Raw genomic sequence first — 14,133 nt, forward strand, 5'->3', positions numbered from 1 at the left:
GCATGGATCCTGCCGCCCCGCCGCTGCGCCTGACCTTCGGTGCCCCGCACGCGCGCCCCGGCACCGCGCCCGATTTCTCGGATTTCCCGGTGCCCGAGGCCGGCGCCATGCGCCGCCCGCCGGTCGACACCCCGGCCGAGGAGATGCGCGATCTCGCCTTCGGCATGATCCGCATCCTCGACGATGCAGGCGCGGCGCGCGGCCCCTGGGCCGAGGCGCTGGCGCTTGACGATGCGGCGCAGCTCGAAGGGCTGCGCCACATGCTCACCCTGCGCGCCTATGACGCGCGGATGCTGCTCGCGCAGCGCCAGCAGAAGACCTCCTTCTACATGCAGCACCTCGGCGAGGAGGCGATTTCCTGTGCCTTCCAGCGCGCGCTGCGCCCGGGCGACATGAACTTCCCCACCTATCGCCAGGCGGGGTTGCTGATCGCCTCGGGCTATCCGATCGGCACGATGATGTGCCAGGTCTACGGCAACGACGGCGATCCGGGGCGCGGCCGCCAGCTGCCGGTGCTCTATTCGTCGAAGGCGCACGGCTTCTTCTCGATCTCGGGCAACCTCGGCACGCAATACATCCAGGCGGTGGGCTGGGCGATGGGCTCGGCGCTTTCGGGCGCAGAGGCGATCGCCGCGGCCTGGATCGGCGACGGCTCGACCGCGGAAAGCGACTTTCACGCCGCACTGGTCTTCGCCTCGAGCTATCGGGTGCCGGTGATCCTCAACATCGTCAACAACCAATGGGCGATCTCGACCTATCAGGAGGTGGCGCGCGGCAGCGTCGGCACCTTCGCCGCACGCGGTCATGGTTTCGGCATTCCCGCCCTGCGCGTCGATGGCAATGACTACCTCGCCGTCGTCGCGGCGGCCCGCTGGGCGGCCGAGCGCGCGCGGCGCAACCTCGGCCCGACACTGATCGAGCATGTGACCTACCGCGCCGCGGGGCATTCGACCTCGGACGATCCCTCGGCCTATCGCCCCTCGGACGAGGGCGCGAGCTGGCCGCTTGGCGATCCGGTCGCGCGGCTGCGCGACCACCTGATCGCGCGCGGGGTCTGGAGTGCCGAGCGCCACGCCCAGGCCGAGGCCGAGATCCTTGCAGGCGTCATCGAGGCGCAAAAGCAGGCCGAGGCGATCGGCACCCTGCACCAGGGCCGCCGGCCGAGCCCGGCCGAGATGTTCGACGACGTCTATGCCGAGATGCCGCCGCATCTGCGGCGCCAGCGCCAGCAAGCGGGGTTCTGAAATGGCCACGATGACGATGATCGAGGCGATCCGCGACGCGCTCGACCTGGCGCTGACCGAGGATCCGCGCGTCACCCTGTTCGGCGAGGATGTGGGCTATTTCGGCGGGGTCTTCCGCTGCACCGCCGGGTTGCAGCAAAAGCACGGCGTCGCGCGCTGCTTCGACACGCCGATTTCCGAGCTGGGCATCGTCGGCGCGGCAATCGGCATGGCCGCCTTCGGCCGCCGCCCGGTGGTCGAGATCCAGTTCGCCGATTACATGTACCCCGCCTATGACCAGATCGTCTCCGAGGCGGCGCGGATGCGCTATCGCACCGCGGGCGAATTCACCTGCCCGCTCGTGGTGCGGATGCCGACCGGCGGCGGCATCTTCGGCGGGCAGACCCACAGCCAGAGCCCCGAGGCGCTGTTCACCCATGTCACCGGGCTGAAGACGGTGGTGCCCTCGACCCCTTACGACGCCAAGGGCCTGCTGCTCGCGGCGATCGACGACCCCGACCCGGTGATCTTCCTCGAGCCGAAGCGGCTCTACAACGGCCCCTTCGACGGGCATCACGACCGCCCGGTGACGCCCTGGCGCGGCCATCCGCTCGCCGAGGTGCCCGAGGGGCGCTATCACCTGCCGCTCGGGCAGGCGGCGATCCGGCGCGCGGGGACGCAGCTCACCGTGCTCGCCTATGGCACGATGGTGCATGTCGCGCTTGCCGCGGTCGCCGAGGCCGGGATCGACGCCGAGGTGATCGACCTGCGCACGCTGCTGCCGCTCGATCTCGAGACGATCACCACCTCGGTGCGCAGGACCGGGCGCTGCGTGATCGTGCACGAGGCGACGCTGACCTCGGGCTTTGGCGCCGAGCTTGCGGCGCAGGTGCAGGCCGAGTGCTTCTGGCATCTCGAGGCCCCGGTCGAACGGGTCGCGGGATGGGACACCCCTTACCCGCATACCGCGGAATGGGATTATTTCCCCGGCCCGGCGCGGGTTGCCGCCGCCTGCCGGCGCGTGATGGAGGCCTGAGCATGGGAGTTTACCTGATCCGGGTGCCCGATATCGGCGAGGGCATCGCCGAAACCGAAATCGCCGAATGGCTCGTTGCGCCGGGGGATCTGGTGGCCGAGGACCAGCCGGTCGCGGCGGTGATGACCGACAAGGCGACGGTCGAGATCCCGGCCCCGGTCGCGGGCCGGGTGATCGCCTGCGCCGCCGCGCCGGGCACGGTGCTTGCGGTCGGCGCCGAGCTGATGCGCCTCGAAGTCGAGGGCGCGGGCAATGCCGACGCGACGCCGCCCGCAACCCGGCCCGAGGCCCCGCCGGCCCCCGCCCCGGCTTCTGCCGCGGCTCCGGCCCGGCCCGAGCCCCCCCCTCCGTCCCGCCCGGCCGCGGCACAGCCCTCCGCCGCCCCGGCACAGCCCTGCGCGATCCCGGACCGGCCGCTCGCCGCGCCCTCGGTGCGTGCCCTCGCCCGCGAGCGCGGCCTCGATCTGCGGCAGATCACCGGCACCGGCCCCGGCGGGCGGATCCTGCGCACTGATGTCGAAAGCTTCGAGCCCGCGGCGGCCAGGGGCGGGCGGCGGCGCAACCTGTCGGTCGAGGAGATCCCGGTGATCGGGCTGCGCCGCAAGATCTCGGACCGGATGCAAGCCGCAACGGCGGTGCCCCATATCACCATCGTCGAGGAGGTCGAGGTCAGCGCGCTCGAAACCCTGCGCGCGCGACTCAATGCCCGCGCCGCTGCCCGCCCCGGCGCGGCGCGGCTGACGCTGCTGCCCTTCCTCGCGCGGGCAATCGTCTGCGCCGTGGCCGATCAGCCCGGGCTGAACGCGCATCACCTGACCGACGCCACACAGGGGCCGGCGCGGTTGCGCCGCTTCGGGGCCGTCCATCTCGGGATCGCAACGCAGACGCCCTCGGGTCTCGTCGTGCCGGTGCTGCGCCATGCCGAGGCGCTCGGGCTCGGCGAGACCGCGGCCGAGATCGCCCGCCTGGCCGAGGCCGCGCGCGGCGGCACCGCCACCCGCGAGGAGCTGAGCGGCTCGACCATCACCATCACCTCGCTCGGGGCGCTTGGCGCGATCGCCACCACCCCGATCCTGAACCTGCCCGAGGTCGCGATCATCGGGGTGAACCGGATCGCCCAGAGGCCGTTCTGGACCGGCACCGGCTTCGAGCCGCGACCGATGATGAACCTGTCGTGCAGCTTCGATCATCGCGTCGTCGACGGCTGGGACGGCGCCGTCTTCGTGCAGCGGCTCAGGGAGCTGCTGGAAACCCCCGCCCTTCTGTTCGCCGAGGTGTGACATGCGCGAGATCTCCTGCAAGCTGCTGGTCGTCGGCGGCGGCCCCGCCGGCTATGTCTGCGCGATCCGGGCCGGGCAGCTCGGGCTCGACACCGTGCTCGTCGAGGAGGCGGCGCTCGGCGGCACCTGTCTGACCGTGGGCTGCATCCCCTCGAAGGCGCTGATCCACGTCGCGGCCGAATACGAACGCGTCGCGCGCCTGTCCGAGACCGCCGTGGCCGGGGTGCGCTGCCACGGCGCCACGCTCGATCTCGGCGCCGCGATGGCCTGGAAGGACGGCATCGTGCAGCAGCTTTCGACGGGCGTCGCCGCCCTGCTGCGCAAGGCCGGGGTGCAGGTGGTGCACGGGGCCGCGCGGCTGCGCGACGGCAAGAGCGCCGATGTCGAGACCGCCGGGGGGCCGGTCTCGATCCGCGCCGAAACGCTGGTGATCGCCACCGGCTCCGAGCCCGTCGCGCTTGCCGCCCTGCCCTTCGGCGGTGACATCCTGTCCTCGAGCGGCGCGCTTGCGCTGACCGAGCTGCCGTACAGCCTCGCCGTCGTCGGCGGCGGCTATATCGGGCTCGAGCTCGGCATGGCCTTCGCGCGGATGGGCAGCCGCGTCACCGTGATCGAGGCGGGCGAGCGGGTCCTGCCGGGCTGGGACGCCGAGCTGACCGCCCCCGTCGTCAGGGCGCTCGGCCGGATCGGCGTGACGGTGCACACCAAGGCACGGGCCGAAGGCTATGCCGCGGGCGTGCTGCGGATCCGCCGCGGTGACAGCACCGAGGAGATCGCGGCGCAGAAGGTTCTCGTCACCGCCGGCCGCCGGCCGCGCGCCACCGGCGCCGGGCTCGACCGGCTCGATCTGGCGATGGCGGGGCCCTTCCTGCGCATCGACGCGGCCTGCCGCACCTCGATGCAGGGGGTCTATGCGATCGGCGACGTCACCGGCGAGCCGATGCTCGCCCATCGCGCGATGGCGCAGGGCGAGATGGTGGCCGAGCTCGTCGCCGGCACCCGGCGGCACTGGGACCACCGGGCGATCCCGGCGGTGTGCTTCACCGATCCCGAGATCGTCTCGGTCGGGCTGTCGCCCGCCGAAGCCGCGGCGCGCGGCCCGATCCGCAGCGCGGTCTTCCCGTTCCAGGCGAATGGCAAGGCGCTGACCGAAGATCGCGACGAGGGCTTCGTGCGGGTCACCGCTGATGCCGCGGCAGGCGAGATCCTCGGCATTCAGGCGGTGGGGGCCGGGGTGGCCGACTTCGCCGGGGAATTCGCCCTGGCGATCGAGATGGGCGCGACGCTCGAGGATATCGCCGCGACGATCCACGCCCACCCGACCCGCGGCGAGGTGTTCCACGAGGCCAGCCTGCGCAGCCTCGGGCGGGCGCTGCACCTCTAGCGCGGCTCAGCCGAGGCGCGCGCAGACCGCCTCGGTGATCTCGGCCGATCCATACCGGCCACCGAGATCGCGGCCGAGGATGCCCTCGGCGATCGCCGCCTCGACCGCCTGCCGCAGCCGGTGCGCCCCCGCCCCGAGCCGGGCATCGGCGTGCCGCGTGGCAAGCCAGTCGAGCATGGCCGCCGCCGAGAGCAGGGTGCCATAGGGATTGGCGATCCCCTTGCCGGCGATATCGGGGGCCGAGCCATGCGAGGCCTGAAACAGCCCCTGCGTCACGCCGATCTCGGCCGAGGGCGCGAGCCCCAGCCCGCCGATCGTCGCCGCCGCAAGATCGGAAAGGATGTCGCCGAACATGTTCTCGGTGACGATCACGTTGTAATGGCCGGGGCGGGTCACGAGATACATCGCCATCGCGTCGATCAGCCCGTGCTCGGCCTCGATCTCCGGATACTCCGCCGCGACCTCGTCGAACACCGCGCGGAAGAAGGCATAGCTGCGCAGCACATTCGCCTTGTCGACGCAGGTCACCCGCCTGACCCCGTCGGCCGGCGCCCCGCGCGAGCTCCGCGCCAGCTCGAAGGCCTGCCGCACGATCCGCTCGACGCCCTTGCGGGTCTGCACCAGCGTGTCGACGGCCAGCTCGCCGCGCAGCTGCGCGCCGGCGCCGCGGGCGGCATAAAGCCCTTCGCTGTTCTCGCGCACGATCACGTAGTCGATCCCACCCGGCGCGACCTCGGCAAGCGGCGAGCGCACCCCGGGATAGAGCCGGATCGGCCGGATATTGGCAAAAAGGTCCAGCTCGAAGCGCAGCCGCAAGGTGAAATCGAGCCCCGCCTCGGTGCCGTCCGGATGCACGATGCCGGGCAGACCCGCCGCGCCGTGCAAGATCGCATCGGCGTCGCGGCAGGCGGCATAGGTCGCCGCGGGAAAGCTCTCGCCGCTGCGGCGATAGAGCTCGGCCCCGGCAGGGTGCTCGCGCAGCACGAGCGGCCCGGCCGGACCGAAAAGCGCGTCGAGGCAGCGCACCGCAGCGGCCGCGACCTCCGGTCCGATGCCGTCGCCCGGCACCACGGCGATCTGGTAGATGTCCTTCATCCCGGCCCCTCCCCGCTCAGATGCAGCGCCCGCCGTCGACTTCCATCGCGACGCCGGTGATCATCGAGGCCTCGTCCGAGCACAGGAAGGCCGCGGCATTGCCCATGTCGGCGGGGGTCGAGAACCGCCCGAGCGGAATCGTCGAGAGGAACTTCGCCCGCGTCTCGGGCGTGTCGGCCCCCATGAAGGTCGCCAGCAGCGGCGTGTCGCCGGCGACCGGATTGATTGCGTTCACCCGGATGCCGAAGGGCGCAAGCTCGACCGCCATCGCCCGCGTCGCGGTGATCACCCAGCCCTTCGAGGCATTGTACCAGGTCAGGTTCGGCCGCGGCGAGACCCCGCCGGTCGAGGCGACATTCAGGATCGCCCCCGATTTCTGCACCTTGAAATGCGGTACGATCACCCGCGCGCCGTGATAGACCGAGCGCATGTTGACAGCGGCGATGCGGTCGAAGGTCGCCTCGTCGAGCGCGTCGAGCGGCGTCGGCACATGGCCGACACCCGCGTTGTTCACCAAGATGTCGAGCCCGCCGAAGGCCGCCAGCGCCAGATCGCGCGCCGCCTCGAAACCCGCCGCCTGCGACACGTCGCCGGTGATCGCCCGCGCCGCCAGACCGACCGCCGCCGCCACGCGCCCGGCCGCCGCACCGTCGCGGTCCATCACCACGACCCGCGCCCCCTCCGCCGCCATCTTGGCCACGATGCCCTCGCCGAACCCAGATCCGCCGCCGGTGACGATCGCCACCTTGCCTTCCAGACGCATGTTTTCCTCCCCTGGCCCCGAAACGGCCCTGCCGCGCAGAATGGCCAAGGGGGCCTGGCGGGACCAGTCGCTTTATCTGAACGCGGGATCAGTTTTCCTTCCTTGAGCCGCGGGGGCCGGGGCGGGCATGATCCGGCCCGAGGGAGGACTTTCAGATGACGGACTGGGCTGCGCGCGCGGGCGCGCTTTATGACGGCGGCTTTCGCCCGATGTTCATCGGCGGGGCCTGGGTGCCGGCGCGCTCGGGGGCGGTGATCGAGGCACGCAACCCCGCGACCGGGGCGCGTCTAGCCACCGTGCCGCGCGGTGCCGCTGCCGATGTCGAGGCCGCGGTCGGCGCCGCGCGCCGTGCCTTCGAGGGGCCGTGGTCGCGCTTCACCCCGTTCGAGCGTCAGGCCCTGCTGCTGCGCATCGCCGAACGCTTCGAGGCGGAATGGGAGACGCTGTGCCTGTCGGACACGCTCGACATGGGCATGCCGATCGTGCGCACCCTTGCCAACCGCCGCCGGGTGATCGGCATGCTGCGCTTCTATGCCGGCCAGGCGGTGGCGCTGCACGGCGCGACGATCCCGAATTCCTTCCCCGGCGAGATCCTGTCGCAGACGGTGAAGGAGCCGGTCGGCGTCGTCGGCGCGATCATCCCCTGGAATGCGCCGATCGCGGGGTCGGTGTGGAAGCTGGCACCGGCGCTCGCCACCGGCTGCACCGTGGTGCTGAAACCCTCCGAGGAGGCCTCGCTCACGGTGCTGCTGATCGCGCGGCTGATGCAGGAGGCGGGCCTGCCCGAGGGCGTGGTGAACATCGTCACCGGCACCGGCGCCGAGGCGGGCGCGGCGCTCGCCGCGCATCCGGGCGTCGACAAGATCGTCTTCACCGGCTCGACCGCGACCGGTCAGGCGATCGCCCGCGCCGCGACCGGCAATCTGAAACGGGTGTCGCTCGAGCTGGGCGGCAAGTCGCCGGTGATCGTGTGCCGCGATGCCGACATCGACAAGGCAGTGCCGGTCGCGGCGATGGCGGTCTTCGCCAATTCCGGGCAGATCTGCATCGCCGGCTCGCGGCTGTTCGTTGCGCGCGAGATCCACGACAGCTTCGTCGCCCGCGTCGCCGACTATGCGCGCGGGCTGCGCATCGGCCATGGTATCGAGCCGGAAACCGAGATCGGTCCGATCATCTCGGCCCGGCAGGCCGACCGGATCGAGGATTTCCTCGCCGCCGGCCCCGACGAAGGCGCCGAGCTGCTTGCCGGCGGCCGCGCGCTGTCGGGCCCGGGCTTCGAGGGCGGCCGCTTCATCGCCCCGACGGTCTTCGGCGGCGTCACCGACGAGATGCGCATCGCGCGCGAGGAGATCTTCGGCCCGGTGATCTCGGCCCTGCCCTTCGACACGCTCGAGGAGGTCGTGGCGCGCGCCAATGCCACGCCCTACGGGCTTGCGGCGGGGGTCTTCACCACCCATCTCGGCACCGCGCACAAGCTGGCGCGACGGCTGCGGGCGGGCTCGGTCTGGGTGAACATGTATCACGCGATCGACCCGGCGGTGCCGTTCGGCGGGGTGAAGATGTCGGGCTACGGGCGCGAGGGCGGCATCGAGCATCTCGACGAATATCTCGACACCAAGGCGATCTGGATCAACACCGACTGAGGCGGCCACCGGCGGCACCGGGCGCGGCGGGGCGGCTCAGCCCTTGCCCAGCTCGGTGCGGATCAGCGCCATCAGCTGCTCGGAATAGCTGTGCTGGACATAGCCGCGCGCCGTCAGGATGCCGACCGCGCGCCCCGCGCTTGCATCGCTGATCGGCACCACGCGGAACTCGGCCGAGGGCAGCATCGGGATCGCGATATTGGGCACCACCGCGACGCCGAGCCCCGCCGCGGCAAGCGCGATCGCGGTATAGGCGTTCTGCACCTCGTACTGGATATTCAGCCGGATCTGCGCCTCGCCCGCGATGCGGTCGACCAGCGTGCGGATCGCGGTCTGCCGGTCGAGCACGATCAGCGGGAACTGCGCCACCTCGGCAAGGGTCAGCGCCGCACCGCCCTCGTCGAAGTCGGCCGGCAGGCAGGCGACGAGCCGGTCCTCGAGGATCGGCTCGAAATTGAACTCGGCAAGGCCCGGGATCTCGGGTCCGATATAGAGCTCGACCTCCTGTTCCTGCAGCAGCGTCAGCGCGCCGCTCGGCGGTGTCTCCCGCACATCGACCACCGAACGCGGATAGCGCAGCTTGAAGGTGGCGAGGATGGTGCCGAGCCGGGTCGAGGCGAGGGTCGGAGCGCAGGCGATCTTGACATGGCCGCGCCGGTTCGCGGTGACCTCGGACAGCCGCAGCAGCGCGGTCTGCACATCCGACATCGCGCGGCTGACCTGCTCGTAAAGCATCTTGCCCTCGGGCGTCAGGTTCGCACGCTGCGGGGTGCGCACGAACAGGCTGATGCCGACCTGTTCCTCGAGGTCGCGGATCTGCATCGACACCGCGGAGGGCGAGCGGTTGCTCTCTTCCGCGGCCTTGCGGAAGCTGCCGTATTCGGCGGCCAGCAGAAAGGTCTGCAGCAGCTTCAGATTGACGTTGTTCGCGGCCATCGGCGGTTTCGGTCCCTCCCCCCTGTCCCGATACGGGGCGACGGGGCCTGCGGCAAGAGCCTCCACGAGTTCAGTGCACCGCAGCGAACATGATCTTTTCCTCGCTCGCCTCGGCCATCGTCATCTCCTCGACGATCTTGCCGCGCTTGGCGACGAGGACACGGTCGGAAACCGCCATGATCTCGGGCAGGTAGGAGGAGATCACCACGACGGCAAGGCCCTGGTCGGCAAGTTCGTGGATCAGCTGGTGGATTTCGACGATGGCGCCGACATCGACGCCGCGCGTGGGCTCGTCGAAGATCACCAGCCTCGGTTTCTGGATCAGCGATTTCGCGATCACCACCTTCTGCTGGTTGCCGCCCGACAGCTCGATCATCCGCGCCCGATCGGAGATCTGCCGCAGTCGCAGCCGCCCGCCCCATTCCCTTGCCAGCTCCGCCGCCCGGCGCAGCGGCACCGGCGTGAGCGGGTTGCGCCCGGTCGAGAGCTCGCCCAGAAGCAGGTTCTGCCCCGCGGTCATGGTCTCGAAGAAGCCGTCGAGCTTGCGGTCCTCGGTGACATAGACGATGCCGTCGCGCATTGCCGGGCGCGGCACGCGGTAGCGCACCGGGCGGCCGTTCAGCCGGATCTCGCCGCCATGCATGAAGTCGCGCTTGAGCACGCCGGCGACGACCTTGGCCATCTCGCTGCGCCCGGCCCCGACCAGACCGAAAATCCCCGTCACCTGCCCGCCGAAGACGGAGAAGGAGGCGTTGCGCACCATCGTGCCGCACGACAGGTTCTCGACGCTCAGCACCTTCTCGCCATAGGGGCGCGGCTCGCGCGGGGCGGCGCCGTGCAGGGTCTCGGTCAGGCTGCGCCCGACCATCGCCTGCACGATCGAGGCGCGGGTGAAGTCGCGCGCCGGGCCGGTCGCCGCCAGCGTGCCGTCGCGCAGCACGGTGATCCGGTCCGACACCTGCAATGCCTCCTCGAGTGCATGGGTGATGAAGACGATCGCCGTGCCCTGCGCCTTCATCCGCTCGAGCAACATGAAGAAATGCTTCTTCTCCTCGGGGGTCAGCGTCGCCGTCGGCTCGTCGAAGATGATCACCCGCGCCTTGTGATGCACCGCGCGGGCGATCTCGACCATCTGCTTCTGCGCCGCGCCGAGGGTCGAGACCTGCGCCGTCGGATCGACCTGAAAGCCCATGCCGACAAGGAACTGCCGGGCCTCGATGTAAAGGCCGCGCAGCCGGTTGAACATCTTCTCGTCGCCGAGATAGATGTTCTGCGCCACAGTCATCGCCGGCACGAGATTGGTCTCCTGAAAGACCATCACGATGCCCTGCGCCAGACCGTCGGCCGGCCCCTTCAGCGTGATGTCCCGGCCGTCGAGCAGCATCTGCCCGCGGCTGAGCCGATAGACCCCCGCCATCACCTTGGTCAGGGTGGACTTGCCCGCGCCATTCTCGCCAAGCAGCGCATGGATCTCGCCCTTGCGCAGGGTGAAGTCGATGTCCCGAAACGCCGGGATGCCGGCAAAGCTCTTGGTCGCGTTGCGAAATTCGATGATCGTGCTCATCCGTGCCTCAGCTTTCCCGGGCCACGCCCCGAAGGCGCAGCAGCTTGCCATTGCCCTTCGCCGCCACGAACAGGTCGTCGCCCCGCTCGCAGGCCGAGACGCAGCCATGCGCCGCGCCATCGGCGCGCGAATGGAAGCTGCGCAGCGGCTGCATCTGCGGCGAGCACTGCACGACGAGCCCGTAGGAGCGGGTTTCCGAGAAGGGTTTCGTCACCCCCATCCGGCGCAGCTGGCTGCCCTGCATCGGCTCGCGGAACGAGGCCCCGGAGACGAGCGCGGGCGCCATCCAGTAAGGTTCCGGCACCTCGGCCAGCATCCGCCGCCGATAGCCGTCCTCGCGCAGGATGAACTCGACGAGCTGGTTGCGGCAGGAATAGAAGCTGAGCCAGAACCCCGCCCCGGTCGCCGGCGCGATCCGTGCCGGATAGGCCGGCAGATGCGGCAGCACGGTCTCGGTCCGGCCGCTGGCCAGATCGACCGCGACGATGCGGTGGCGCCAGCTTTCGGCAAGCCAGACCCGGCGCGAGCCGGTCGCCGCCACCCCCGCGGCCCAGTGCAGCCCGGTGACGATGCGCTCTGCCCTGCCGCTCGCCAGATGCAGTTTCCACAGGCTGCCGCTCGCCCCCTTCTCCATCAGGTCGCGCCGCCAGTCGCGTGCCCGGTTCACCGCCGAGCCCTCGGTGACCAGAAGCGTCTCGGTGTCGAGGAAGGCAAGCGCGGTCGGGTGGCGCGGCCCCGCCCCGTCGTCGCCGAAGCTGCGCCCGTCATGGGCCCCGCCGAGGATCGTCACCCCGGCGCCGTCGAGGCCGATCGCCAGCATGCCCTTGCCGGCGGCCAGCGCGGTGATCTCGCCGGCGCGGGTGGCAATCTCCTCGGCCGGGCGCCCGCTCCAGCTCAGCCGCAGCACCCGCCCGCCCGAGGAGGCGATCAGCCCCTTTTCGGTCGCACAGAGATTGTCGACGCCGCGCAGCGTCGCGAAGACCTCGGCCTCGTCGAGCGCGGCATCGGGCAGCAGCGGCCCGTCGAAGATCGGCACGGTGATCGCGGCCTCGCCGCGGCCGAGGCGGCGGTCGATGAAACGGCGGATGGCGGTGGTCATTTTGCCCTCCAGTAGGTGTCCACGCCGCACCAGCTCTGGTCGGCCTGCGGCAAGGCGAGCCGGCCCATGCGGTTGTTGAAGATGCCGCACAGATAGAGCGCGCCGCGGTGCTCGCGCATCGAGGTGATCATCGGGTGCCGAGTGCCGCCGAGATCCCAGTAGCTTTCGAGGATCTCGCCCTGCTCGTTGAACTTGAGCACGCAGCCGGTGTTCAGGTTCGGCATCAGCCAGGCGTCCTGCGACACCCGCCGCGCCATCCGCCGGCGAAACCCCGGCATCTCGAGCGCGAGGTCGAGCGCGGGCGTGCGCGAGCCCATCAGCGCCAGCCAGTAATTTCCGTCCGAGGCGCGGTTGATGTTGTCGGGATAGCCCGGCAGCCCCTCGATCACCCGCTCCATCCGGCCCTTCTTCGGCCCGGCGTAATAGTAGCGGTTGATCCGGCAGCCCCAGCTTTCGGCGAAAAGCACCGAGACCCCGTCATAGGAGGTGCATACGCCGTTCGGGAAGACGAGGTCGCCGAGCACGGTGCGCGTCGCTTTCGTCTTCGGGTCGTAGATGATGAGCCGGCCGTTGCCGCGGCTTTCGAGCGCGTCGGCGTACCAGTCATGCATCTCGAAGCGCACCGTCGCCTCGGAGAAGATGATCCGGCCGTCGGGCAGGATGTCGCAATCGTCGGCGAGCTTCATCACCGAATCGTCGGCCACCGAGGTCCAGCTGCGGTTGGTCTCGGCGGTGAGCAGGCTGACCTCGCCGCCCGGGGTGACCTGATAAAGCCCCATGCCGCCGACACAGACCGCCATGTTGCCCTCGGCGTCGAAGGCCATCCCCTGCGGTGCGCCGCCGGTATGGGCGAAGATCTCGTGCCGGGTGTAGTCGGGGGCGAACCAGCGCACGATGTCGCCGTCGCGCGAGCCGGTGTAGAGGTTGTCGTCGCGGTCGAAGATCACGTCCTCGGCCCCGTCCATGATGCCGAGCCCGATCGGTTCGGCGGCGCGCAGCCGGTCGTTGGGCTGCATCACCCCGCTGTCGGTCGGGATCGCCTCGGGCAGCTTGGCGAAGGTCGGCGAGATATAGACCGCGCGCAGCAGCTTGTGGCGGTTCTTCACCCAGCGCACATCGAGAAAGACCGCCGCCACCAGCACCAGCCCCAGCAGCAGCTGGTTCACTGGCCCGGGGATCGCAAGGGCGAGCAACGCGCTCGACAGGATCAGCACGAAGACCGTGCCCATCAGCGCCTTCGCCACCGAGCCGCGCCCGCCGCCCAGCGAGATCCCGCCGAGCACCGTCGCGGTCAGCGCCTGCAGCTCGAGCCCGGCGCCGATGTCGGAGGCCGCCGAGCCGATCCGCGCGGCAAACAGGAAGCCGCCGAGCGCCACCAGGACCGAACACAGCACATAGGCCGAGAACACCGTCCGCCGCACATGGATGCCCGCATTATGGGCCGAGCGCCGCGCCCCTCCCACCGCGAGCAGCCGCCAGCCATAGCGGCCGCGCGACAGCACGACATGCAGCGCAAGCGCAATCGCCGCCATCCCCCAGAACGAGATCGGCAGCCCCGCCAGATGCCCCATGCCGAGCAGGTCATAGGCCGGAGAATTCGGCGCGTTCATCACGATGTCGGTCGAGATCTTCGGGAACACGATATCGAAGATCGAGCGGCCGATGATCAGCGTCACGAGCGTGGTGAGGAAGGCGCGCATCCGCAGCACCCCGACCAGGAAGCCGTTCACCGCACCGCAGGCGGCGCCGACGGCCAGCGTCAGCGCAAGCCCTGCGGGCAGGCTCAGCCCGAGCACGTTCATGCCGTAAAGCGCCGCCGTCACCGCCAGCGCATAGGTCGAGCCCACCGAAAGGTCGATCCCGCCGGAGATCATCACCACGGCCAGGCCCAGCACCACGAGCCCGAGTTCGGCCAGCTCGCCCGAGAGGATCGACAGCGTGCCGAATTCGAAGAACCGCGGCACGATCGGGCCGAAGATCGCGATCATCAGCACGAGGGCGAAGAAGGGGATCGCACTGTCGACCCATTTCTTCGTCAGGATCTCGCCGAAGACGTGATCGGGCAGCAGCCGATAGCGCAGTCGGACGAAGGAGTCGGTCAGGCTCATGG

The 14,133-nt window shown here is 70.4% G+C and carries 11 protein-coding genes; 5 read left to right on the forward strand and 6 right to left on the reverse strand.

Annotation, left to right across the window (positions count from 1 at the left end; all coding sequences use genetic code 11):
* The first annotated feature begins 2 nt into the window (after positions 1 to 2).
* From EOW66_RS00395 to lpdA, 4 genes are read left to right on the forward strand one after another with little or no spacing between them, the layout of a single operon-like run.
* Positions 3 to 1,244 carry a thiamine pyrophosphate-dependent enzyme gene (locus EOW66_RS00395; RefSeq protein WP_128154028.1) on the forward strand — a complete coding sequence of 414 codons (1,242 nt, stop codon included), beginning with the start codon at positions 3 to 5 and terminating at the stop codon, positions 1,242 to 1,244.
* Position 1,245: 1 nt separating this feature from the next.
* Positions 1,246 to 2,259 (forward strand): alpha-ketoacid dehydrogenase subunit beta, encoded by a 1,014-nt coding sequence (locus EOW66_RS00400; RefSeq protein WP_128154029.1) that lies wholly within the window; start codon positions 1,246 to 1,248, stop codon positions 2,257 to 2,259.
* A 2-nt stretch (positions 2,260 to 2,261) separates the two neighbouring features.
* On the forward strand, positions 2,262 to 3,539 hold the full coding sequence (locus EOW66_RS00405) for a dihydrolipoamide acetyltransferase family protein (protein ID WP_128154030.1): 1,278 nt from the start codon (positions 2,262 to 2,264) through the stop codon (positions 3,537 to 3,539).
* A gap of 1 nt (position 3,540) precedes the next feature.
* Positions 3,541 to 4,923: a dihydrolipoyl dehydrogenase gene (lpdA, locus tag EOW66_RS00410; protein WP_128154031.1), complete on the forward strand. Its 1,383-nt coding sequence runs from the start codon at positions 3,541 to 3,543 to the stop codon at positions 4,921 to 4,923.
* A gap of 6 nt (positions 4,924 to 4,929) precedes the next feature.
* On the opposite strand, the gene EOW66_RS00415 is transcribed toward lpdA, so the two are convergent.
* Together EOW66_RS00415 and EOW66_RS00420 are read right to left on the reverse strand one after the other, a co-directional pair.
* On the reverse strand, positions 4,930 to 6,018 hold the full coding sequence (locus tag EOW66_RS00415) for an isocitrate/isopropylmalate dehydrogenase family protein (protein ID WP_128154032.1): 1,089 nt from the start codon (positions 6,016 to 6,018) through the stop codon (positions 4,930 to 4,932).
* Positions 6,019 to 6,034: 16 nt separating this feature from the next.
* Entirely contained in the window at positions 6,035 to 6,781 is a 747-nt protein-coding gene (locus EOW66_RS00420) for a glucose 1-dehydrogenase (protein ID WP_128154033.1), read from the reverse strand.
* Positions 6,782 to 6,936: 155 nt separating this feature from the next.
* Here EOW66_RS00420 and EOW66_RS00425 point away from each other — a divergent pair, with 155 nt between their 5' ends.
* On the forward strand, positions 6,937 to 8,424 hold the full coding sequence (locus EOW66_RS00425; RefSeq protein ID WP_128154034.1) for an aldehyde dehydrogenase family protein: 1,488 nt from the start codon (positions 6,937 to 6,939) through the stop codon (positions 8,422 to 8,424).
* Between the two features lie 36 nt (positions 8,425 to 8,460).
* Here EOW66_RS00425 and EOW66_RS00430 read toward each other — a convergent pair whose 3' ends face one another.
* From EOW66_RS00430 to EOW66_RS00445, 4 genes are all read right to left on the reverse strand, one after another.
* Positions 8,461 to 9,360, reverse strand: coding sequence for a LysR family transcriptional regulator (locus tag EOW66_RS00430; RefSeq protein ID WP_128154035.1), 900 nt, complete (start codon positions 9,358 to 9,360; stop codon positions 8,461 to 8,463).
* Between the two features lie 70 nt (positions 9,361 to 9,430).
* On the reverse strand, positions 9,431 to 10,924 hold the full coding sequence (locus EOW66_RS00435) for a sugar ABC transporter ATP-binding protein (RefSeq protein WP_128154036.1): 1,494 nt from the start codon (positions 10,922 to 10,924) through the stop codon (positions 9,431 to 9,433).
* 7 nt (positions 10,925 to 10,931) lie between these two features.
* On the reverse strand, positions 10,932 to 12,023 hold the full coding sequence (locus EOW66_RS00440) for a YncE family protein (protein WP_128154037.1): 1,092 nt from the start codon (positions 12,021 to 12,023) through the stop codon (positions 10,932 to 10,934).
* Positions 12,020 to 14,131, reverse strand: a complete 2,112-nt coding sequence (locus EOW66_RS00445; RefSeq protein ID WP_128154038.1) for an ABC transporter permease — start codon at positions 14,129 to 14,131, stop codon at positions 12,020 to 12,022. Before EOW66_RS00445 ends, EOW66_RS00440 begins: the two co-directional genes overlap by 4 nt.
* Positions 14,132 to 14,133: the final 2 nt, after the last annotated feature.

Origin of the sequence: Paenirhodobacter huangdaonensis (assembly GCF_004022465.1) — a bacterium.
Taxonomy (GTDB): Bacteria; Pseudomonadota; Alphaproteobacteria; order Rhodobacterales; family Rhodobacteraceae; genus Rhodobacter; species Rhodobacter huangdaonensis.